25 protein-coding genes and 1 pseudogene are annotated in these 20,011 nt (G+C 55.0%); 14 read left to right on the forward strand and 12 right to left on the reverse strand.

Going from position 1 to position 20,011, the window contains the following annotated elements:
* Positions 1-14: 14 nt before the first annotated feature.
* Together F475_RS06175 and F475_RS06180 are read left to right on the forward strand one after the other, a co-directional pair.
* Positions 15-635, forward strand: coding sequence for an NADPH-dependent F420 reductase (locus F475_RS06175; RefSeq protein WP_111453438.1), 621 nt, complete (start codon positions 15-17; stop codon positions 633-635).
* Positions 636-725: 90 nt separating this feature from the next.
* Entirely contained in the window at positions 726-1,142 is a 417-nt protein-coding gene (locus tag F475_RS06180) for a nuclear transport factor 2 family protein (RefSeq protein WP_086946188.1), read from the forward strand.
* Positions 1,143-1,233: 91 nt separating this feature from the next.
* Here F475_RS06180 and F475_RS06185 read toward each other — a convergent pair whose 3' ends face one another.
* The gene (locus tag F475_RS06185; RefSeq protein ID WP_111453439.1) at positions 1,234-1,848 is read right to left on the reverse strand and encodes a LysE family translocator; all 615 of its coding nucleotides are present in this window, start codon (positions 1,846-1,848) and stop codon (positions 1,234-1,236) included.
* A gap of 230 nt (positions 1,849-2,078) precedes the next feature.
* Here F475_RS06185 and F475_RS06190 point away from each other — a divergent pair, with 230 nt between their 5' ends.
* Complete coding sequence (locus tag F475_RS06190; RefSeq protein WP_018930261.1) at positions 2,079-2,657, forward strand: DUF4337 domain-containing protein; 579 nt, start codon at positions 2,079-2,081, stop codon at positions 2,655-2,657.
* 396 nt (positions 2,658-3,053) lie between these two features.
* Here F475_RS06190 and F475_RS06195 read toward each other — a convergent pair whose 3' ends face one another.
* Complete coding sequence (locus F475_RS06195) at positions 3,054-3,995, reverse strand: LysR family transcriptional regulator (RefSeq protein ID WP_064618400.1); 942 nt, start codon at positions 3,993-3,995, stop codon at positions 3,054-3,056.
* Between the two features lie 98 nt (positions 3,996-4,093).
* Between F475_RS06195 and F475_RS06200 the strand changes: the two genes are divergently transcribed.
* From F475_RS06200 to F475_RS06210, 3 genes are all read left to right on the forward strand, one after another.
* Entirely contained in the window at positions 4,094-5,308 is a 1,215-nt protein-coding gene (locus tag F475_RS06200) for an MFS transporter (RefSeq protein WP_064618398.1), read from the forward strand.
* Positions 5,309-5,705: 397 nt separating this feature from the next.
* A complete protein-coding gene (locus F475_RS06205; RefSeq protein WP_019579480.1) occupies positions 5,706-6,542 on the forward strand; it encodes an AraC family transcriptional regulator in 837 nt (278 codons plus the stop codon).
* A 108-nt stretch (positions 6,543-6,650) separates the two neighbouring features.
* Entirely contained in the window at positions 6,651-7,247 is a 597-nt protein-coding gene (locus tag F475_RS06210) for a LysE family translocator (protein WP_111453440.1), read from the forward strand.
* Positions 7,248-7,600: 353 nt separating this feature from the next.
* Here F475_RS06210 and F475_RS06215 read toward each other — a convergent pair whose 3' ends face one another.
* The 4 genes from F475_RS06215 to F475_RS06230 form a co-directional block, all read right to left on the reverse strand.
* Positions 7,601-7,897 carry a hypothetical protein gene (locus F475_RS06215; protein WP_111453441.1) on the reverse strand — a complete coding sequence of 99 codons (297 nt, stop codon included), beginning with the start codon at positions 7,895-7,897 and terminating at the stop codon, positions 7,601-7,603.
* 246 nt (positions 7,898-8,143) lie between these two features.
* Complete coding sequence (locus F475_RS06220) at positions 8,144-8,719, reverse strand: hypothetical protein (RefSeq protein ID WP_111453442.1); 576 nt, start codon at positions 8,717-8,719, stop codon at positions 8,144-8,146.
* A 452-nt stretch (positions 8,720-9,171) separates the two neighbouring features.
* The gene (locus F475_RS06225; protein WP_111453443.1) at positions 9,172-9,489 is read right to left on the reverse strand and encodes a hypothetical protein; all 318 of its coding nucleotides are present in this window, start codon (positions 9,487-9,489) and stop codon (positions 9,172-9,174) included.
* 119 nt (positions 9,490-9,608) lie between these two features.
* Positions 9,609-9,905 (reverse strand): DUF3144 domain-containing protein, encoded by a 297-nt coding sequence (locus F475_RS06230; protein ID WP_111453444.1) that lies wholly within the window; start codon positions 9,903-9,905, stop codon positions 9,609-9,611.
* Positions 9,906-10,148: 243 nt separating this feature from the next.
* Between F475_RS06230 and F475_RS06235 the strand changes: the two genes are divergently transcribed.
* The 5 genes from F475_RS06235 to F475_RS06255 all read left to right on the forward strand — a co-directional run bounded on the left by F475_RS06235 (position 10,149) and on the right by F475_RS06255 (position 14,506).
* On the forward strand, positions 10,149-10,604 hold the full coding sequence (locus F475_RS06235) for a hypothetical protein (protein WP_111453445.1): 456 nt from the start codon (positions 10,149-10,151) through the stop codon (positions 10,602-10,604).
* A 97-nt stretch (positions 10,605-10,701) separates the two neighbouring features.
* Entirely contained in the window at positions 10,702-11,103 is a 402-nt protein-coding gene (locus tag F475_RS06240) for a hypothetical protein (protein ID WP_256597073.1), read from the forward strand.
* 249 nt (positions 11,104-11,352) lie between these two features.
* Positions 11,353-11,781, forward strand: coding sequence for an SPOR domain-containing protein (locus tag F475_RS06245; protein ID WP_111453447.1), 429 nt, complete (start codon positions 11,353-11,355; stop codon positions 11,779-11,781).
* Positions 11,756-12,205, forward strand: coding sequence for a hypothetical protein (locus tag F475_RS30645; protein ID WP_256597074.1), 450 nt, complete (start codon positions 11,756-11,758; stop codon positions 12,203-12,205). Before F475_RS06245 ends, F475_RS30645 begins: the two co-directional genes overlap by 26 nt.
* Positions 12,206-12,646: 441 nt before the next feature.
* Positions 12,647-14,506, forward strand: a complete 1,860-nt coding sequence (locus F475_RS06255; protein WP_111453448.1) for an ABC transporter ATP-binding protein — start codon at positions 12,647-12,649, stop codon at positions 14,504-14,506.
* Between the two features lie 123 nt (positions 14,507-14,629).
* On the opposite strand, the gene F475_RS06260 is transcribed toward F475_RS06255, so the two are convergent.
* From F475_RS06260 to F475_RS06270, 3 genes are all read right to left on the reverse strand, one after another.
* Entirely contained in the window at positions 14,630-15,148 is a 519-nt protein-coding gene (locus F475_RS06260; RefSeq protein WP_111453449.1) for a cysteine hydrolase family protein, read from the reverse strand.
* Between the two features lie 308 nt (positions 15,149-15,456).
* Positions 15,457-15,882: an N-acetyltransferase gene (locus F475_RS06265; protein WP_111453450.1), complete on the reverse strand. Its 426-nt coding sequence runs from the start codon at positions 15,880-15,882 to the stop codon at positions 15,457-15,459.
* A gap of 47 nt (positions 15,883-15,929) precedes the next feature.
* A complete protein-coding gene (locus tag F475_RS06270; RefSeq protein ID WP_111453451.1) occupies positions 15,930-16,784 on the reverse strand; it encodes a LysR substrate-binding domain-containing protein in 855 nt (284 codons plus the stop codon).
* A 104-nt stretch (positions 16,785-16,888) separates the two neighbouring features.
* On the opposite strand from F475_RS06270, the gene F475_RS06275 reads away from it, so the two are divergent.
* The 3 genes from F475_RS06275 to F475_RS06280 all read left to right on the forward strand — a co-directional run bounded on the left by F475_RS06275 (position 16,889) and on the right by F475_RS06280 (position 18,580).
* Entirely contained in the window at positions 16,889-17,530 is a 642-nt protein-coding gene (locus tag F475_RS06275; protein ID WP_111453452.1) for an FMN-dependent NADH-azoreductase, read from the forward strand.
* A 404-nt stretch (positions 17,531-17,934) separates the two neighbouring features.
* Positions 17,935-18,210 (forward strand): hypothetical protein, encoded by a 276-nt coding sequence (locus F475_RS30215; protein WP_138867785.1) that lies wholly within the window; start codon positions 17,935-17,937, stop codon positions 18,208-18,210.
* 82 nt (positions 18,211-18,292) lie between these two features.
* On the forward strand, positions 18,293-18,580 hold the full coding sequence (locus F475_RS06280; RefSeq protein ID WP_086946202.1) for a hypothetical protein: 288 nt from the start codon (positions 18,293-18,295) through the stop codon (positions 18,578-18,580).
* 66 nt (positions 18,581-18,646) lie between these two features.
* Here the strand turns inward: F475_RS06280 and F475_RS30650 are convergent, their stop codons facing one another.
* From F475_RS30650 to F475_RS06290, 3 genes and pseudogenes are all read right to left on the reverse strand, one after another.
* Positions 18,647-18,883 (reverse strand): Lrp/AsnC ligand binding domain-containing protein, encoded by a 237-nt coding sequence (locus tag F475_RS30650; protein WP_370741166.1) that lies wholly within the window; start codon positions 18,881-18,883, stop codon positions 18,647-18,649.
* A pseudogene (locus F475_RS30975) lies at positions 18,857-19,009 on the reverse strand (helix-turn-helix domain-containing protein); the annotation flags it as partial. The pseudogene F475_RS30975 and the gene F475_RS30650, both read right to left, overlap by 27 nt.
* A gap of 21 nt (positions 19,010-19,030) precedes the next feature.
* Complete coding sequence (locus tag F475_RS06290) at positions 19,031-19,891, reverse strand: LysR substrate-binding domain-containing protein (protein ID WP_111453453.1); 861 nt, start codon at positions 19,889-19,891, stop codon at positions 19,031-19,033.
* Between the last annotated feature and the right edge of the window lie 120 nt (positions 19,892-20,011).

Below are 20,011 nucleotides of genomic sequence, written 5' to 3' on the forward strand. Positions count from 1 at the left end.
TTTGGAGATTACACATGAGCACTATCAGCATCATCGGTTCAGGAGGCATGGCTGCGGCCATTGCCGGTCGTGCCGCCAAAGCTGGACACACCGTCGAGGTGGTCAGCCGCGACCCCACCAAGGCGCAGGCGCTGGTTGACAAGCTCGCAGCAGGAGCGACCACAGGAACCTATGGAGCCGCGCCCGCCGGCGACATCGTCATCCTCGCCGTGCCTTACACCGGTGCGGCCTCGGTGGTGGCCGATTACGGGGACGCGCTCGACGGCAAGGTGATCATCGACATCACCAACACGGCCTCGCCGGACCTCACGGGTCTCGTCTCTCCCGCCGGCAGTTCTGGTGCGCAGGAGATCGCCAGGATCGCCCCCGCCAGCGCGCATGTCGTGAAGGCATTCAACACCCTTTTCGGCCACGTCCTTGCCAAGGGAGGCCCCCTCGATGCGTTCATCGCCGCCGACGACCCGCAGGCCAAGGCGCGCGTCTCGACGTTCATCGAAAGTCTCGGGCTGCGTCCGTTGGATGTTGGTGGCCTGCACATGGCCCAGACGCTCGAGGCGCTCGGCCTGATGATGATCGGCCTGGCGAAAAACGGCGCCGGCACTTGGGACATCGCCTTGAAAGTCGATATCGGCTGAGTCTCCGACACCACGCCCCTCACCGGCAGGTCCACAAGGTATCTGATTAGAACGGACGCGAGCAGATGCGAGAGAAGCGGAGAGATTTTGATGAACACACAAAAGAATGTTCAGGTTGTTAAGGACTTCTTTACTGCAATGGGCCGCAGCGATAGGCGAGGTCTAATGGCGCTGACTTCCGAAGATATTGAATGGATCATTCCGGGCGAGGACTGGCCGCTGGCTGGCACGCATCGCGGGCACGCGGGATTGGAAGATCTGCTTCAGAAGGCTTCCGAAAAGATGGAAACCTCTGTCATGGAGTTCCATGAATACGTGGCGCAGGGTGACCGGGTTCTGGTCGTCGGCTTCGCCAAGGGGAGAATCAAGGCCACGAATAAAACGTGGGAGGACGATTGGGTCTTCGCCATTACCGTGCGAAATGGAAAGCTGACGAACATCCGGGAGTATATCGATACGCAAGCACTGTCGCGGGCCTGCGAAATGGACGTGGGCTCCAGGCCCTGACCCATCGAGAAGAACTGTACGCAGCCGGGGAGGGGAGCGGGGAAGACATCGCGAAGTGTGTCTCCTTCTTCTCGGATAAAGGAGAGGATTGCTAAACCAGTTGGCGAATCCCCAAAGACAAAATCAACCCACCGCACAGTCGATCAATTGCTTTTTTCCTCCCTTGATACCCGGCAGCGATCTTGGGTTGCGAAAGAGCGATTGCGACCATTCCATACCAGGTCATTGAAACCACCACGACAACTGCCAGCATCGACAAAAACGTGCCTGGCGAAACGTGGGCGGGGGCTGCGGCTGAAAAGACAGCGGCATAGAAAGCCATGGACTTGGGGTTGCCAATATTGGTAACCACACCCTGAATGAAGGACTGCCGGCAGCTGCCGGCGACGGCATCATTTAGCGGGCCAAGCGCATTCTTCCCTGCGTTGATCAGCAGTCGGAATCCGAACCACATCAGGTAGGCGGCGCCCAGAACCTTTACAACAAGCGCAGCCCAAGGGAGCGCAGCAAATACAACCCCGAGACCTGCAATTGCACAGGTGGACCAGAACAAGTTGACCAGTACGATGCCCGCGACCAAAGCCAGAGCTTCTGACCGCGTAGCAGCCACCGCTTTATGGACCACCGCAACGAAATTTGGCCCGGGGATAACGACGCCGGCCAAGTAGACCAAAAAGACTGTCAAAACGGCGGAACCATCGATCATGTGCTTCCTCGCGAGTCCAGTGGACGGTGATCGTCACGGGTGAGATGTACTAAGAGCTAAGGTCGTTTGTGACCTCAACGTCCATCGAAATAAGAGTCTTGCACAGCGTTATCGAGATCAGGGGCTTTTTACACACTTTGGACCACTGGCTGCCAGTCAATTGTGTCCAAAGAATCAGGGACAATTCATAATGCTGTCCATCTCCACTAACACCTCCAAGATCGACACCCATGCCTGAAGAGTTCGAAGTCCCCAGCCCTCACGAGCAACACATTGAGCACACCACCCATCATGCGCATGCACAAGGCGACAGCTTTGCCAGCAAGATTGCGGTGATGACAGCCATCATGGCGACCGTCGGCGCCCTGATGAGCTATCAGGCCGGCTCAACGGAGAATGAGGCGGCCATGGACAAAAACAACGCCGCTATCCAGAAAACCGAAGCCGCCAACGAGTGGAATTATTACCAGGCCAAGTCCAGCCGGCAGAACCTGTCGGATCTGGCAAGCCATCTCCCTGGGCTGGATTCCGCCCATTATGTTGCTGAGGCGCGGCGGTACGGGGAACAGAAGGAGGAGGCGCGCAAGAAGGCTGAAGCATTCGAACAACGGGCAAGGGAGTGGGACGAGAAGTCAGAGCAGGCGTTGCATCAGCATCACCGCTGGGCCCAGGCAATGACAGCGATTCAAATAGCAATTTCACTGGCGGCCATTACCTTGCTGACGCGTAAGGAATGGCTCAAGCGGCTCTCGTTTGGGGCCGCGGGTGTTGGCGTCATGTTGGGTTCGCTGGCTTGGCTGCATATCTAAGCGAGGCGCTCAGAAGTTCGCCTGTCGAATGCGACCGCTACTGGTCGATTTCTGCCCTTCACGAACGGCAGAAATCGACCCAGGCTGTGTAAAAACGTTTTAGAGCAGGTTTGAAGGTTCGAATCGGAACGAAAACCGCGTTCCTACGCACATTTCAGGACCACTGATCTGCCAATCACGGTCAGATTTTACGTAGCGACACAGACTTCAAAACGAGGCCTGCGTTTTTACACAGCCTGGACCCATAGCGGACACTCCAGCAGCCAGTCAGATGTGTCTGCGAGACCAGAGGGCCATTCAACTTACTGGAAATTGTCTGCCCCCGACCTAGGCAACCTCATTGCGCACTTGACGGCAACTCTTATCCGGTATGGCGTGGCTTACAACCTCCTAACATCAGGCATTAGGTACTTTAAGGTCGAACAACAGCTCATCGGTTGCGCGATCAAAATGGTCGGTAAGGAAATCCAGCAATACACGCACGCGGGGAATCCGGTAACGATTGCCGTGTAATACCGCGTAGACGCCGGCCTCTCGGACACAAAAGTCAGGTAACAGGACCTTCAGTCGTCCAGCACGGATATCGGCTGCCGCATCCCAAATAGTCTTGCGTGCGATGCCATGTCCAGCCAACGCCCATGCGCGCGCGAGGGCGCCGTCGTTGGTTTCCCATGCCTGGCTCATGGGAACGGTGTGGTTCCATTCCTGACCATCCACCACAAAGTGAAAGGTGTTCAATGGACCTGCAGACGTCACCAGCACGATGAACTTGTGGCTAGGCAAGTCAGTAGGGGTTTGGGGTTCACCGTATCGCGCCAGATAATCAGGCGAAGCGCACAGTACTCGCCAGTTGGGAGCCAACTGCCTGGCGATCATCGAGCTGTCATGCGGCTGTCCAAACCGGATTGCCAGATCGACATCGTCCTGCACCAGATTTGACACCGAGTCCGACAACGTCAGTGCGACGTACAGTTCCGGGTGCAATGTACTGAATGTCTCAAGCCAGTCATTTAAAAGATTGCGGCCAAAATCGGCGGATGCGGATATCCGGACCTTGCCACGCACCTCTGTTTGACTGGCTTGAAGCCCAGCTTCCGCCTCATCGATAGCCCGCAATGCGACCCAGCATTGCTGCAAATAAAACCGACCTTCTTCCGTGAGGCGCAACTGACGCGTTGTGCGATCAAACAACTTGGTGCGCAGCGCCGCCTCAAGCTTGATAAGTCGCGCGCTGGCCGCGGCCGGCGACAGCGCCAGTTTGCGCCCTGCGGCAGACAAGCTGCCGAGTGCTGCCGCTTCGACAAACAAACGCATGTCGCCCAATCGGTCAGTAGCCATATTCAATTCAAATTTGATGGTTAATCAAATGGTAGACCAATTATCAAATCCGTAGCAATTCATCACACTCACGTCTCCCATTCCTCTGAGCACAGGTCATGACCAGCAAATCGCAATTTGAAAATGGCTCTTTCACGACATCGGGCAATACCGAATACCTCACTACTGGGCGTCTCCCATTGGCGGCCCTGTTGGCGCTGACAATGGGGAGCTTTATCGCCACCGCCAACGAAACGGTGCCAGCAGGACTTTTGCCGCAAATCGCCGAGGCATTTGGTGTGTCGCAAGCGTGGGCTGGTCAGATGGTGACCCTATGTGCGCTGGGCTCAGGGTTAGCGGCTATTCCATTGACTCTCGCGTTGCAGGGCTGGCGTCGGCGCTTGGTGCTATTACTGGCTGTCGGGGTGTTTTGCGCCTGTAATGCGGTGACCGCCCTGTCGCCCTGGTTTTCATTGACGCTGGCTGCCCGCTTCGTGGTGGGTATCGCAACCGGTCTGGCCTGGAGCCTGCTGGCCGGCTATGCCAGACGATTGGTCGCCCCACAGCAGCACGGTCGCGCAATGGCGCTGGCCATGCTCGGCATCCCTTTGGCACTTGCCCTAGGCGTACCGCTAGGTGCCTGGCTCGGCAAGCTGCTGGGATGGCGTTGTGTGTTCGGGACTCTCTCAGGACTCAGCCTTTTGCTGATGGCCTGGATATATCTGAAAGTGCCTGATTATCCCGGACAACGCTCCGATCGACGCTTGCCGCTACGCAGGGTCCTGCAAACCCCAGGCGTGCGGCCCGTGCTGGCGGTGGTCATGCTCTGGATCCTGGCTCACTACACCCTCTATACCTATATTGCTGCGTTCCTGGCTTCTGTTGGATTGGCCGATCAGATAGATCGGGGCCTTCTTTCATTCGGTATTGCGGCCTTGTTCGGTCTATGGATGATCGGCACGCTGATTGATGACAGGCTTCGGAGTCTGGTACTGCTCAGCCTGACAGCATTCATCCTGGTTTCGTTTGCCCTGGGCCTGGGTGAGCTGCCCGTCAGTGCGATCTATATCGGCATCGTCCTGTGGGGGATGAGCTTCGGTGGTGCGCCAACCTTATTGCAAACCTCCTTGGCTGATGTTGCCAGTGACGGCGCTGATATTGCGCAATCAATGTTGGTGACCGTCTTCAATCTGGCGTTTGCAGGCAGTGGTGTGATCGGCGGCATTTTCCTGGAAACATGGGGGGCAGGTGCTATTCCCTGGGTAGCGCTGGCATTGTTACTACCAGCGCTGTTGATTGTTTCGATAGCCAAGGGGCATGCTTTCAGGCGTTAACTACTGCCGAGGTGTTGAGGATTTATCAACCCTAAGAGGGTGGGCAGAGGTGATCATTGAGGCTTCATTTGATTTGGCCTTGATACACCCTTGGTTTAAGGGCGATCCCTTCAATGAGCCTCCGTAGTTGTGCTCGCGATCGCCCTCGTGATGAGCAAGTGACCGATCTCTACCTATAAACGCGGTCGGCTGCTGGTCGATTTCTATCCGCGAAAGGCTGTTTCTGGTCGCTTTCTGCCTATCACGACTGACGGAGATCGACCCGTTTTCTGCCTTTCAGCATAGGCAGCTATGGCTCAGCATCAAACCGCACAAATCTTCTAAACGTTCTTTTCAAAAGCGCGGTAATTTAGTCGCCCGCACAGTTCAAAGCTGAACCATACCTCTGGAGCCTTCCGTGGATAAACGCAACTGGATTGAGCTGTCCCAGGATGCCGATACCGGGATTGAATCGATTCGTGCCCATTTTCAGGGGCATGCCTACGATCCGCACTGGCATGACAGTTTTCTGGTGGGGGTCACCGAACAGGGGGTGCAGCAGTTCAATTGCCGACGCGTTCGCCATCTTAGTACGCCGGGCAAGGTATTCATGCTGGAGCCGGGGGAAATCCACGATGGGCATGCGCCGACCGAGGAAGGGTTTACCTATTCCATGCTCTACCTCGATCCGCACTGGCTTGAACGGGAGTTGCATGCGTTGTTTGAGCACGCGCCGGCCGATAGTCAGCCGGGCTTTGCCGACACCCTGAGCCAGGATCCGGGCCTGGCCACTGCCATTTATCAAGCCTTCCACGTGCTCCATGAGGGTGACTTGCGCATCGTGCGCCAGAGCGCCATCGATACCTTGTTGGGGTCGCTCACTTGCCACCTTGATTGGCGCAAGCGGCAGGCCTTTGATCCGCGTCTGCCGTTGGTGGCCCAGGTTGCGCGTGACTATCTGCATGCCCATGTCTACGAGGACATCGGGTTGGATGATCTGGCTCAAGCCTGTGGTGTTGATCGCTTTCGCTTGACGCGGGCCTTCAAGGCAGCCTTTGGGCTGGCGCCTCATGCTTATCTGATCCAGCTGCGCCTGGCCAAGGCGCGGCAGCTACTGGCGCGGGGCGAGTCGCCGGCGCAGGTGGCCAGTGCTCTCGGGTTCTCCGATCAAAGCCATATGGGGCGCTGGTTCCGCCGTGCCTACCAGCTCACGCCAGCGGACTACCGCAAGCGCTGCTCAAACCTTCCAGACTGAATCCCGCTGACCCGCGACCATGGCTTCCTATCTGATCAAGGAGTCCATGCCATGTCTTTTTCGCTGTTCCTTTCTGCGCCTTCGATGTGTCCTCAGGGAGTCTGAGCCATGGAATCGTTGTTGCCTTTCCTGCTGTTTGCGTTCGTTGCCTCGATCACCCCGGGGCCGACCAATATTCTGGTGCTGAGCCACAGTTCGCGGTGGGGGCTGGGCGCTACGCTGCCGATCATTTTTGGCGCATGCGTGGCGGCGGCGCTGATTGTGTTTGCCGTCGGGCTCGGCGTGGGGGAGACGCTGCTGCGGTTTCCGCGAGTGCAGCAGGCGATGGTCTGGATCGGGGTGTTCTGGTTGAGTTGGCTGGCCTGGCAGATCTTTCAAAGCGCACCGCCGTCCCTGAACCCGACTACCCCGCGCGACGAGGGCCTGAGCGTGTTCGGTGCCGCCACCCTGCAATTGCTCAACCCCAAAGTCTGGATGATGGCGGTGGCGGTGGTGAGCGTGTTTGCCGGTGGCGGCGACAAGACCATGCGGTTGGTGTTGTTGTCGCTGGTGTTCCTGTTGGTCTCTTTGCCGTGCATGACTCTGTGGGCGTTGCTCGGCGTGGGTAGTGCTCGGTTTTTTGGTTCGCCACAGGCGTTCAAACGCGTGAACCATGCACTGGCTTTTTTGCTGCTGGTGTCGGCCTGGTTGACCGTGCTGGTGTAGGTCGAACATACCTGGGCAGGGCGTTTTAATCAGCAGCCAGACCCCGCCAAGCTTAGGGTGATGATGAAGGCCTGTATGGAGAAATAGGCAGGCAGAATGCGTATTACCAGGCCGACTATAGTCTCGATTGTCCAGTAACGTTCTGGTTCTGACCGTTTAACTTGCTCTAAATCATTCTTACACAGCTTCGGCCGATTGCTGCCTGTCACGACAGGCAGAAAACGACCCAGGCTGTGTGAAAACACCGCCGAGCAGTTCAAGACCTGCGGTTTAAAACAGTATGAGTCGATAGTGGACTTACACGACCGGCAGCCTTCGTTCGGTCGTTGTCCTTCGAACAGCAATGGCTGGGCTCACTCATAAAATTTACCAGCCAGCAAAATGGCCGCACAGCGTTGCCATACGTTTGATCTACTGGCACTCACAGGGGAACTGCGTGAGTTGGCAGTCGCCCACGCTGCGGCAGCATCAAGAAAGGTATCAATAGAGCCGTTTTCCCACCCCAACGCCCCCGGTCCATAGGGAGACGACGGAGAGGTCTCCTCCAGCAAACGCTCCTCGGCGAAATCCATACCTAGAGCTTCAATGAAGCCGATGAATGATTGTTCGTCGTCTACGGTTTTCAGTAGCTCATCAAGATTTATGGACATGGTGACCTTGGAGGTGCGTGATAGGTGATAGCGAAGGAGTAAATTCTCACTATGCTGCTATGCCACGAGATTAGGGGCAAGCTTACGTCCTCTTTGGGGCCAGGCTGTGAGAAAGAGCCAGTAATCGTCTAACCTTTTCATCGTCGAGATCGCCCCCAATACGATCTAGACGATCAGAAGGTTAGACAAACACTGGCGTTTTCACACAGTCTGGGTCAGCGACTTGCTGCTTGGCCATGGCAGAGTTCAATTACGTGTTGACGACCTCCGCCCCAGAATGTTAGAGACCTCAAATAAAACCAGCACCCAAAACGACAAAGAGAGCACAAAATACGCAACGCTCGCCCCGATTATCAACAATCTACTTTCCCACATTGCCTTAAGCACATGATATGAGAACTGCAACTCACTATTTGGCAACTCTTGAAAAATTGGTAGCAACAAGAATACTAGTATGACCCCGACAGTCAAAACTCTTGATAAATAGCTTTTTTCCTCGACAGCCCGAAAGGCATGCATATTAATACGAGTCAACGACAGCACAATGGCAGCAACCAAAGACAGAATAACCGCCATAGAAAAACCAACTATTACTACCAACCTATAGCTTGACCCTTCACTAAGACTCCCAATATCCTTGTATCCAACCAAGATCATCTGCTGGACCAGCAACCAACTTCCTCCCTCAGCTGTATCGGGCACAAGGGCGCTGACCGCAACCAGTAAAACGAGAAGCAACACAATCACCAGCTTTGCCTGCCCTATACTGAAAACCGGAAAAAAAATACTTGCTCTGCTGCGCCCATAGCCGTCATCGGACATAACCTATCCTCAGTTGATACCTGTGTGTTGTGATCGAGATATCGGGTGCTAGAGCATAGACAAGAAAATTCCGGTAAGCTAAAAACGCTTAGATCAAAATGCTATCACGCATGTCGGGACGAAGAACTGTCGCTGGCAAAATTGTAGGGGGCATGAGTTGCACCATTGGGTGTATCGAGAGTTCGAATCGTAAGTAAGCGAGCAAACTTGCAAGAGATACCCTACGAATGACCGCTTCGGGCCCAGAGTGTGTAAAAACGCTTCGCCAAAATTGAAGTGTGCACGTCTAAGTTAAGTCTGAAGTTTATCGGCACGTCAGCAGATGTGGATTTCGCGTAGAAGCACGATTTCCAGTTCGGTTTTGAGTACCTGTTGCGCTCAAAAACGTTTTTACACAGCCTCGGTCGATTGCAGCCCTTCATGACAGGCAGTTATCGGCCAGAAGCTGCCCTTCATAGGCGGCTGCGTTCGTCCCCTGTAAACGGCATCTCCAGAGTCTTTGCGATTCGGGCCAATATCTTTGTGCATTTTTCAGAAACAATGAGTGGTGGCTCATTAATCATGTAAAGCAGGTGTTCGAACGCTATTCCAGCCTCGTTGTGATCGATATAATCCAGAACGATTTCACCACCATTCTCTAAACCTGCCTGAGCTAACGCATGGTCATCCGGTACTGGGCCGGTTTGTTCGTATGCAATGGACATCAGCGCGGTGATTTCCTTGAGCGCCTCTATGAAGTCGTTTCTCAAGTCGTGGTTATGGCCGCTCACTAAAAACACTCCTTCGATTAAGATAACTTGCGGTCGGCGTGCTTCTGGTCGATAGCGGCGCATCAAGATCGACTGCCAACGACCAAAAACAGTCAATCACCGAGAGCAACCAAGATCAATCAGGCGTCTTTCGCAGTCATGTACTTGCTGAAGTTGTTGATATGGTCGTCGAGATTATCCTCGAGCATCATCCGGTACTGCTCACAAAAATACTTCAACATCGCTTCGCGAGCCTGCGCCATTTCCTCGCCTGATTTGAAGTTGCGAGCGCTCACCCAAGCATTGAATCGAGTGGTGCCAAACATCATCGACGCGCTTACCTTGCCAAGGTCTCTGAACTCTCTAAGCTGCTTGTTCGACAGGTTTATATGCGCGTCTGCACGATCATAGAATGCTTCATCGGTCGCATCTGGCATTGCTGATTACCTTTCAATCATTTTCGGAAATTCCGTAATTGGAACACTTCCCGCATCGGCTAGCTACGACACGTAAACGATAAATACCAAGGTTTGACGTCCGCTATTGGCACGAGCCGTTTATCGCGCGGTTGCCCTTCAGCAAGCGTTGAACCTGGCGATAACCTGTTCGGCGACTCACGCGGACTCGGGCGTTTTCCCACCGAGTGATCCCCTAGCCCTCTATCGTTGAATGGACTTCCTATGCATCACCGCATCCATGCCGCTTACCATCAAGCGAAGTTTAGCCGTAGCCGCTGTGCCTGGCTGTTTATCGACGATGTACCTATCGAGGAGTGGCTATACAGTCACCTCGAATACCCCGATCTAGACCTGAATGGTCTTTCATTGATGTGGTTGTTGGACGAGGAAGAAGACGCGCTCGCCCAACGGCGTTTCGCGCCTGCAGAAGACGGCACATCGACGCCGGTTCCGCTGCTGGTCTGCGGCGATGACATGGACTTCGATTGCTTTGTGCTGATGACCGAACAGGTGATTGACGGAGATACTCTGCACTGGCGCCGTTTTGGGTTGAGCGTGTCCAGCGGCCTGGAAGTCGGTATTACCACTCGATGGGACGTCGAGAATCGCCCGATCAGTTTTTCCCTGGCGGACTTTCGCGAGGCGCTGGAGGACTTTTACAGGCTGATGAAAGCCTGAGGGGCTGAGTGAATTACTCCTGCCCAAGTCGAAAGTTTTGCCAAAGAGTTGTCCGCCATTTAACGAAATGATCGAACGCCAGGGTGATGAACCGCAAATGAGCAAACTGGGTTGCAAGTGTGGCCATGTGATTACCGATCAGACCGACAGCTCGCCCTTTAAGGCTAGCCTGCTTCGCGACGAGGTAGAAAATGAATTCTGGAATGAAGTGCACCGTGAGCTCAAACCTCTGATAGAGGCTGCGGAGTCCGGAGACAAGGCTGCGATAGCTGAGGCATTTGGCGAGTTCGCACCCTGGATCAGCGCTACTGACGAACTGCAAGGCCGGATATCCAGCATCTACATCCATCGAATGTCGACTGTCTACGAATGCCAGAACTGTGGACGCCTTTGGGTGCAAAAGGATGCCAGTGACAGATTTGTTTCCTATGTCCCTGAGGAAGGCGCATATGGGGCGATCCTGGCAGTGGCATCAGGAGAGTCTGAAAATCGAAATTGAGCGCGCGTGATTGGCCGAAAGCTACAGTTGAAATTGGCTGCACTCGGCCAAAAGCAGACCATGGACACGCTGCTAATACGCCAGTAATGTGTGCCCAAGTCATGTCGCTTTACATCCTCACCTCATGTTGCGTTTCTGGCGCGACACTCAAGCCGAACAAGGGTTACACATGGACAAGGAACGTTATCAGACACAAACAGCGGAAAATATTATGCCACTTGTGTCGTCTACTTATAGTCAGGCATAGCCATGAATACCTTCGAAACGCATGAAAAGTTAATTGCCGAAGGCTGCAGCACTCAAAACTTCGCAATCAACAGCATTGGAAGTGACATGTATTGCCTATGCAATACAAATGGTTTTTGGTCAGTTTTTTATACGGAGCGCGGGATAGATCACCCTCCAATATTCAGTTCGATATCCGAAGAAGCAGCCTGTAAATTCTTCTATGACCACATTATGAAAATGGAGCATTGGCACATCGTAGGCTTTTACAAAGACAACAACTTGGCAGAAGCCATGGAATCTAAGCTTTCTAACCTTGGAATCCGATTTGTGCGCAATGACATACCTGCATATCAAGCACAAAATGACCCAAGATTTCGGATATTTATAGTGGGTAAAGATATTTTCAGATTCAAGGATGTATTCGGTGAGCCGTATATCAGTTACGCCTAACAAGGCGCTGAAATCGCTCATTTCATTCGCTGGGACGGCGCGCCGCCGCCCCTTAGCTTACTCGTTGGTCAGCGTCCGCTATGGGTCGTTTTCAGCCCTCCGCGGCGGGCAGAAATCGGCCAGAAGCAGGTTTTTACCTGACCGGTATGAGGCATTAAAGACAGTTATGACACTTTCCAAAGGCGACTTCATAAAACTAACCCACGTCGATTCTACGAAGGCGGTGTATGTTGATTGGATAAATGCTCGTGATGCGGCGCCTGGAGATATCGCAGTCGTCAAAGAAACTTTTAGTACGGAGTCTGGACTCATCGTCCGTCTATTGTGCGAGCCCCGGTCGGGCTTTCAAGAGTGGTGCACCACATTTTATGAAGCAGATTTGACCTACGAACTGTTGCTCATAAAACCAATTCACGATGACTAAACTTGAAAGTCCGCTTCGGGTTGTGGATTCCTGGCTCTCGCGGAAGGCAGGAGTCGACCCAGGCTGTGTAAAAACGCAGACACGGTTTTGAAGTCTGCGTCGCTACGTAAAATCTGCCAATGGTTGGTGGGTCAGCGGACCTGAAATTTGCGTAGGAACGCGCTTTTCGTTCTGGTTCTGACTGTCAAACCTGCTCTAAACCGTTTTTACACAGCCTCGGCCGAAAGCGGTCCTTGGATGAACGTCCGGTCTTGGCCAGCCCCCTTCGATACCGGCACATTTATCGCTGCCGACCGGGTTTCTGGCAGCGTATAAGAGGCCGCCCCCGGCAGCCCAATCCTCAGAGCGACCTGCCTAAGCGCCATACCTCTACTTCGCAACCCCCTCAAAGCAATCGTTCAATGGCAGAATCTCCTCAACTTGATCGTTTTGGAGAACACCATGCTTCGTGCGTTTGAACGAAGGCTCGACCCCTTTCCTCCTGACGAGGTGCCACCGCCACCCGACGGCCTGGCTCGCTTCCTGTGGGCCTGTACGCGGGGAGCTCGCGGTTACATTCTGGTGTTTGCGCTGCTCAGTGCCGGTGTGTCGATTTACGAAGCCTGGCTATTTTCCTTCCTCGGGCAGGTCGTGGACCTGCTCTCGACCTGGCAGGCAGGCGGTGAAGCGGCTGCGCAGGAAAGTCGCGTGTTGTGGGGCATGGGCATCATCATGGTGGCCAGTGTCGGGCTGGTGGCGTTGCGCACCATGGTGCAGCATCAGATATTGGCGATTAACTTGCCGTTGCGGCTGCGCTGGGACTTCCATCGCTTGATGCTGCGGCAAAGCCTTTCGTTTTTTTCCGATGAGTTTTCCGGCCGGGTCACGACCAAGGTGATGCAGACGGCGCTAGCGGTGCGCGACATGCTATTCACCCTTATCGAGATCGCCCCCGGGATCGGGGTGTATTTCATCGCGATCATCGCACTGGCCGGCGGCTTCGCCCTGAAACTGATGCTGCCTTTCATTGCCTGGGTCGTGTTGTTCGGGCTGGCCATGTGGTACTTCGTGCCCCACCTGGGGAAAGTCGGGCAGGAACAGGCCAATGCGCGGTCGATGATGACCGGGCGTATCTCAGACGCCTACACGAACATCACGACGGTGAAGCTGTTCTCCCACTCCAATCGTGAAGCGCATTTCGCGCGTGCAGCGATGGAGGATTTCAAACAAACCGGCTTTCGTCAGATGCGCCTGGTAAGCCAGTTCGAGATCGTCAACCAGGCATTGGTGGTGGCGTTGATCATGGCAGCAGGGGGGTATGCCCTGTGGCTATGGCACCAGGGTGAGGTCGGCGCAGGAGCCGTGGCGGCAATCACCGCCATGGCGTTGCGTATCAATGGCATGTCGCACTGGATCATGTGGCAAATGACCTCGCTGTTCGAGAGCATCGGCACCGTGCAGGATGGCATGGCAACCTTTACCCGGGGCCCAAAGGTGCAGGATGCGCCGGACGCGGGCGTGCTCGTGACCTCCGGCGGCGCGGTCACCTTCGATAAGGTGAGCTTCAACTACAATGGCGAACGTCAGGTGCTCGATGGCCTGAGCCTGCACATCCGTCCGGGCGAAAAGATCGGTCTGGTTGGCCGCTCTGGCGCCGGCAAATCCACGCTTATCAACTTGCTGCTGCGCTTTTATGACGTCGACAGCGGGGAGATTCGCATCGACGGCCAGAACATCGCAAAAGTGACGCAAGACAGCCTGCGCGGCGCCATCGGTATGGTCACGCAGGATACCTCCCTGCTGCACCGTTCCATTCGTGACAACATCGCCTACGGCCGCCCCGATGCGACCGACGCGCAAATCCGCAGCGCCGCGGCCAATGCCCAGGCCGATGAGTTCATCAGCCAACTGAGCGACCGGCAAGGCCATACCGGTTACGACACCCTTGTGGGTGAGCGCGGCATCAAGCTGTCGGGCGGCCAGCGCCAACGCGTCGCGATTGCCCGGGTGATGCTCAAGAATGCCCCGATCCTGCTTCTTGACGAGGCCACCAGCGCGCTGGACTCGGAAGTCGAAGTGGCCATACAGGAAAGCCTCGATGAAATGATGCAGGGCAAGACGGTGATCGCCATCGCCCATCGACTGTCCACCATTGCGGCCATGGACCGGCTCATCGTCATGGACAACGGACGCATCATCGAGCAGGGCACCCACACCGAATTGCTCGGGAAGAACGGGATTTATGCGCGGCTGTGGCAGCATCAAAGCGGCGGGTTTCTGGGTGAGGATCAGGGAGTGGTCGAGGCTATGGATCAGGTGTGAGCGTGAAGAGGGCGCAGCAGGCGGACGATAGGGGCGGGCCACTACCGTTGCCACTCGGCGACGACTGCTGTCGGCCCAAAGTGGGCAGATCGGTCCTGACTCGGACCGGTCTGTCGATGGCGGTTAGAAACACCAGTCCTCAGCATATACGACGCGACAGAATGGTCCCGCCAGAGTCGCATTGTGATGAGCGACAATCTCTTCAGCCTTCAGCGCAGGGGGGCTGTTGCAGGTGTGGCCATCGGCGATCAGCACTGCATCGAATCCAAAATCCCGTGCAGCGCGGCAGGTGCTATCGACACAGTATTGGGTCTTCATTCCGGTAATGACCACGCCCTGAGCGCCACAAGCTCGTAGCTGATCGGCCAGAGCAGTCTTGGTGAAGGCGTTGGGTCGGCTTTTCTCGAAGATCACTTCGTCACCCTGTAGCTCCAGTTCCTGCACCAGTTGCGTCAACGGACTTCCAGACTCGATAGGCGAACCAGGTGGACCGACGTGACGAGCAAGGAAAATTGGCGCACCTGCACGTCGGGCTTTACTCAACAGGTTATTCAATGTGTCTAGCAGCGCTTCGCCAGCCCACGGTTTATCCGGGCCATGAAACAACCCAACCTGCATATCGAGAATCAACAGTGCATACATAGTGCTTTTCCTTGCGTTTGGACCAGCGACACAAGGGCAAAAGAAAAGGCCCTATCCATCACTGGCGGGCCTTTGAAGTTCGTGTGTTATTGGCCTCACGACACCTCTCACGACCCGCCTCTGGCGGTCGTGGTAGTCGTGGTCAAGGCAATTCGTGGCTGATTCATAAAGCTGACAATAGCTGCACGGCACCGGGTTGGCAAATGAGCGCATGAAGGTGAAGACTGATTCACGATCGTTAAGGTTCGCTTTTGGCCGATAGCCGTCCGCTGTAAAGCGCAACTAACGGCCCTGGATCTAAAACGCGGTCAGCACAACAACTTCTGGTAATAGAGCCGGGTATGTCCTGGTGGATAGTCTGCCAGGCGTCCGAATTCGGAGTAACCCAGTTTTCGATAAAAACCGGGAGCCTGAAAACTGAAGGTCTCCAGCCAGATACCAATGCAGTGTTTTTTCTGCGCGACTTCTTCAGCCATGCGCATTAGCCGTTCTCCGATACCCTGACCGCGCATTGACTCGGGAACGCTGACAAGATCGATGAGCAGCCATCGATAAGAGATCTTGCCGTACAGCCCACCCATAACTTCGTTACTGTCAGCGTCTCGTAGCAACAGAGCAAAAGTTTCATAGGCGTCGTCGCCACCGTTGGCCAGGTTATGGGCCAGCAATGGGGTCAAAATGCCTAGTCGCTCTGCTTCGGTCGCATTTTCCGAAAGCTGGATTTCTACAGACATGGCGCTCTCCCTGAGCAGTGAGTAACGGGGTCAACAAGGTATGATTCTTAAGTCCTGCGCGTAGAGCAATACTCCACAATGAGTTGAGTGACCGCTGCCACAATCGCCTGATCCGCTTCAGGAGCGCTGAACAACCGATACTGCGCATCCGGCAAATCCGGCAATCCTTGTTCCGCACCAAGAACCGCCAGTCCTTGCCCCAACTGGCTGACTGGCATGGGCGCTACCGCGAAGCCAGCAAGCGCCGCGGCTCGCAATCCGGCCGTGCTGCTGCACAACATCGCCGTTCGTTGGGCGATCCCCGCCCGAGCCAGTTGTGTCAGGGCCACCTCGCGATAAGGGCACGGCTCGGGGAACAGGGCCAGCGGCAACGGCGTCGGTAACTCGGTGACGGGCTGCGCCGACCAGGCCCACACCAGCGGTTCTTGCCATAGCAGCAGCCCCGTGTCGCTGGTTTCGCACAGAGAGCCGATGACCAGTTCCAGATGCCCTTGTTTCATCGAGGCCAGCAACGTGCCCGGAATGCCCACCTGCACGTCGATCTCCATCCCCGGGTACTGCGCCGCGAAATCCTGAAAAGTCCGCATTAATCGCGATTCGACAAAATCTTCGGATACCCCGATCCGCAGTCGCCCGTGAAACGGCGTGCGTGTCAGTTCTGCCCAGGCATCACGGTTCAGCGCGAGGATCGTGCGTGCATAAGCCACCAGGCGTTCGCCATCGGGCGTCAGTTGCTGGGAACGGGTGGTACGCCTCAACAGGGGTTTACCAATCTGTTCTTCCAGTCGCCGCACGTGCCCACTGACCGCGGACTGGGTCAGGTGCAGCTTCTCGGCTGCACGGCTGAAGCCTTCTTCATCGACGACTGTGACAAAAGTCTTGAGTAGCAGAGCATCGAACATAGTTTGATACGTGATTAATAGCTTATTTATTTACGATTTATATTCCAAATAAAACTATGTTGCAATGTTTGCCGCCCCCCATCTCCCATTACCCGAGGCGTGCCATGACTACTCTTCTGCATATCGAATGTTCCCCGCGCAAACAGCGCTCGGCCTCCCTTGAAGTCGCCCGCAGCTTCATTGCGCGCTATCAGGAAAACATCCCGGACACCGAAATCATCACCCTAGACCTTTGGAACATGGCGTTGCCGGAGTTCAATGATCAGGCCATGGAGGCCAAATACGCCGGACTCAGTGGCACGCCCTTGACCCCGGTACAACAAGACGCCTGGAACACCTTGAAAGATCTGGCCGCGCACCTGCACGGCGCGGATGTGCTGGTGATGTCCGTGCCACTGTGGAATTTCAGCATCCCGTACAAACTCAAGCACTTCATCGACCTGGTGTCGCAGAAAGACATCCTGTTCAGCTTCGACCCGGAGCGCGGTCTGGAAGGCATGCTGCACAACAAGACCGCTGTGGTGATGTATGCCCGCGGCCTGGATTTTTCGGCGCAGTCGATCACCCCGGCAGAGCGCTTCGACTTCCAGAAGCCTTACGTTGAAGCCTGGCTGAAATTTATCGGCGTGACGGATGTGCACTCGGTGACTGTAGAGAAAACCATCCTGGGGGAAGACGTTGACCTCAGCGCGCGTGAGGTCGCGACTCAGCAGGCCAGGAGATTGGCGGATAGTCTTGGTCGCTGAGGTTACAGAATCTTTCGCACGAAGAGGCCTGTTGGTCCCCCCAGTCACGGGGGCCAAGAGCAGTCATTGGACAGAGTGATGGCCCTGTACTAGCATCACCCAGAATGATGCCTATTTGAATTGAGTTGCCACGAACGCCTTTAGATGGATCGTTAGAAGTAGTAGGAGTAGTCCATGGACGAAAGAACTTTCTACGATAGTGGTAAATTAAAAGTCACTGGCGTGAGATCTGTCGTCAATGATCATATCTATACTTTATCGCCTGTGAACTCAACCTGATTGACCCCAGTAGCCATTGGCGCTTATTTGCTTGTCTACTCAAAAGCGGGGGGGTGGCGGTTCCCTCCTGCTCATCTCAGTCTCAGTAGTTCACTTAATGATTGCTTTAATCAGGATGGGGTCACATGATGCTACTCATAATTACCTGCTCAATTGTTATTTCAATGATGTTTGGGGCGCTATTTTACATCGTAAGGCAACCATTAAACCCAAGAAAAACTTTGCAAAATAGTATTTATAGTGGTGTCGCATTTACTGCGCTGGTAAGGCTTGTTGCAACAACTAATAAAGTTAACTCATCTATTCTCGTGCTTGTTGCGGCGGCGATAGGGGTTGTTGTCTGTTTTTTTCTTGGTTGGTCTTTGATTGGTATAATAAAAGAGAAAAAAGAAAGCGCTTGAGAAAAGCAGGAAAGGATTTATTTGGTGAGACTGGTGAGGAGGTTTTTGCTGGACAAACGAGCGCTGTTTCTGGATCGGCTGGATGTCCGTGGTGATGAGCATGAAAATGGTTTTTTTGGTTTCTAAATTTTTAGCTGGGACTTCTGGTGTCTTACTGTTTTTTTATCGAAATAGCTTGTTTGTTCAATATGCGGGGGAGGGCACGAAAAATCCAGACGCGACACATCAAGTCCTGATCAATAATCACGGGGCTTATTCATATATAACCTCGACGCAATCTGACCATCTTCGTATGTTGATTTTGGCAGCGGCTGCTTTATTTGCAGTAGCGATCGCCATCGATCTTTTACAAAAGAAATACCGTCGTTAAATTACAGAGGAAATGGGGCGCAGCCCCCCCCCCCCAGCGCTATAGTTGCGCATCCTGCACCGTAGGCTATTCAACGCCCAACGGGATATTCAAACCCAGCTTCACGGTGCTCATCGAAACAAGGGTTTTGAAGCGTTTGACGTTATTGTTCTCAAAGAGCAACTCGCGGGTCAGGTCGGTGTACTGCTGCATGCTCCTGACCGCGAGGATCAGCACGAAGTCCCACTCGCCCGCGACGTAGTAACACTGCTGCACTTGCGGACACGCGGCAAAGCTTTTGCACAGTACTTTGATCGACGGCACGCTGCGTCCGGATTCGATCTGCGCCAGCATCGCCCGACTCACGCCGCATTGCCGGGCCAGAGCGTCGAGGGACAAATGGCGCTTGCCCCGCAGCCGTTGCAGGTTCTGCGCGACCCGCTCGCAGATCGGGTCTTCTGAATGGCCGCGTCAAAGCCCTCGACTGCTCCTGATCAACTCATAGGCCCGACGCACCAGCGGGTTCACGGTGTTGGGCCGAATCCACAAGTGGTAGGTCACGTCCGGCAGCCGTGGCAGGCCATCGTTTTCGCCGAGCACGCGCATATCGGGGCCGAGCATTTCCATGCTTCTGGGCGTGACGCCCAGCCCGGCACGCGTTGCGGCCTTGATGCCGATCAGGTTCGACGCCAGGTACGCCTGGCGCCATGGAATGTTGGCGCGCTCCAGCGCCTCCAGGGCGTAGCGACGATAGATGCTCGGCTCATCCACCAGAATCAGCGGCAAAGGCTCACCGGGCGTATGGATGTACTGCGCCGAGCAAATCCACCACACCGGCGAGGTGCGCAAGGCGAAGCCTTCGAGCGTCGGGTCTTCACGGGTGGAGATCACCATGTCGACCTTGCCCCGGTGCAGGTCATCCATCAGAAACGGGCTGCGGCCGACATCGATCTCCAGGCGCAAGCGCGGGGCCGAGCGGGCGATGTGGCTGAGGATCGGCGGCAGGATGGTGTCGGCGATGTCATGGGGTGAGCCGATCCGCAGCACACCGCTCAAGTTGCTTTCGCGCAGGGAGTTCAGCGCATCGTCGTTGAGCGAAAGCATCTGCCGCGCATGACGCAACAACTGCAAGCCGGCTTCGGTCAGTTGCTTCTGACGCCCGCGCTTCTCGAACAGACTCACCCCCACTTGTTGTTCCAGGCGTTGCATGTGCTGGGTGACCGACGATTGCGTGCGGGCCAGTTGCGCGCCGGCCTCGGCAAAACTGTGGTGATCGACCACGGCAATGAAGGTGCGCAGCAATTCGAGATCGAGGGTAGGTGAGGTCGGCATGGCCATTTCCGGGCTGTTTTTATATCAGGGCTGCAAACATAAACATTACATTTGTTTATGTATTTTTGGCGATATTTTAGTGCTAATGCGGTAACTACGGGCGCTGTGAGGATTTTCGCT

It is taken from the genome of Pseudomonas sp. URMO17WK12:I6, assembly GCF_003253625.1.
Lineage (GTDB): Bacteria > Pseudomonadota > Gammaproteobacteria > Pseudomonadales > Pseudomonadaceae > Aquipseudomonas.

Bases quoted from the DNA above. Each gene is read 5' to 3' on its own strand.
- F475_RS06280 (WP_086946202.1), top strand. From the start codon at position 18,293: ATGTCCGTGGTGATGAGCATGAAAATGGTTTTTTTGGTTTCTAAATTT.
- F475_RS06260 (WP_111453449.1), bottom strand. From the start codon at position 15,148: ATGTATGCACTGTTGATTCTCGATATGCAGGTTGGGTTGTTTCATGGC.
- F475_RS06255 (WP_111453448.1), top strand. From the start codon at position 12,647: ATGCTTCGTGCGTTTGAACGAAGGCTCGACCCCTTTCCTCCTGACGAG.
- F475_RS06265 (WP_111453450.1), bottom strand. From the start codon at position 15,882: ATGTCTGTAGAAATCCAGCTTTCGGAAAATGCGACCGAAGCAGAGCGA.
- F475_RS06175 (WP_111453438.1), top strand. From the start codon at position 15: ATGAGCACTATCAGCATCATCGGTTCAGGAGGCATGGCTGCGGCCATT.
- F475_RS06195 (WP_064618400.1), bottom strand. From the start codon at position 3,995: ATGGCTACTGACCGATTGGGCGACATGCGTTTGTTTGTCGAAGCGGCA.
- F475_RS06190 (WP_018930261.1), top strand. From the start codon at position 2,079: ATGCCTGAAGAGTTCGAAGTCCCCAGCCCTCACGAGCAACACATTGAG.
- F475_RS06235 (WP_111453445.1), top strand. From the start codon at position 10,149: ATGCATCACCGCATCCATGCCGCTTACCATCAAGCGAAGTTTAGCCGT.
- F475_RS06230 (WP_111453444.1), bottom strand. From the start codon at position 9,905: ATGCCAGATGCGACCGATGAAGCATTCTATGATCGTGCAGACGCGCAT.
- F475_RS06245 (WP_111453447.1), top strand. From the start codon at position 11,353: ATGAATACCTTCGAAACGCATGAAAAGTTAATTGCCGAAGGCTGCAGC.
- F475_RS06290 (WP_111453453.1), bottom strand. From the start codon at position 19,891: ATGCCGACCTCACCTACCCTCGATCTCGAATTGCTGCGCACCTTCATT.
- F475_RS06270 (WP_111453451.1), bottom strand. From the start codon at position 16,784: ATGTTCGATGCTCTGCTACTCAAGACTTTTGTCACAGTCGTCGATGAA.
- F475_RS06180 (WP_086946188.1), top strand. From the start codon at position 726: ATGAACACACAAAAGAATGTTCAGGTTGTTAAGGACTTCTTTACTGCA.
- F475_RS06240 (WP_256597073.1), top strand. From the start codon at position 10,702: ATGAGCAAACTGGGTTGCAAGTGTGGCCATGTGATTACCGATCAGACC.
- F475_RS06210 (WP_111453440.1), top strand. From the start codon at position 6,651: ATGGAATCGTTGTTGCCTTTCCTGCTGTTTGCGTTCGTTGCCTCGATC.
- F475_RS30215 (WP_138867785.1), top strand. From the start codon at position 17,935: ATGATGCTACTCATAATTACCTGCTCAATTGTTATTTCAATGATGTTT.
- F475_RS06200 (WP_064618398.1), top strand. From the start codon at position 4,094: ATGACCAGCAAATCGCAATTTGAAAATGGCTCTTTCACGACATCGGGC.
- F475_RS06185 (WP_111453439.1), bottom strand. From the start codon at position 1,848: ATGATCGATGGTTCCGCCGTTTTGACAGTCTTTTTGGTCTACTTGGCC.
- F475_RS06220 (WP_111453442.1), bottom strand. From the start codon at position 8,719: ATGTCCGATGACGGCTATGGGCGCAGCAGAGCAAGTATTTTTTTTCCG.
- F475_RS06275 (WP_111453452.1), top strand. From the start codon at position 16,889: ATGACTACTCTTCTGCATATCGAATGTTCCCCGCGCAAACAGCGCTCG.
- F475_RS06215 (WP_111453441.1), bottom strand. From the start codon at position 7,897: ATGTCCATAAATCTTGATGAGCTACTGAAAACCGTAGACGACGAACAA.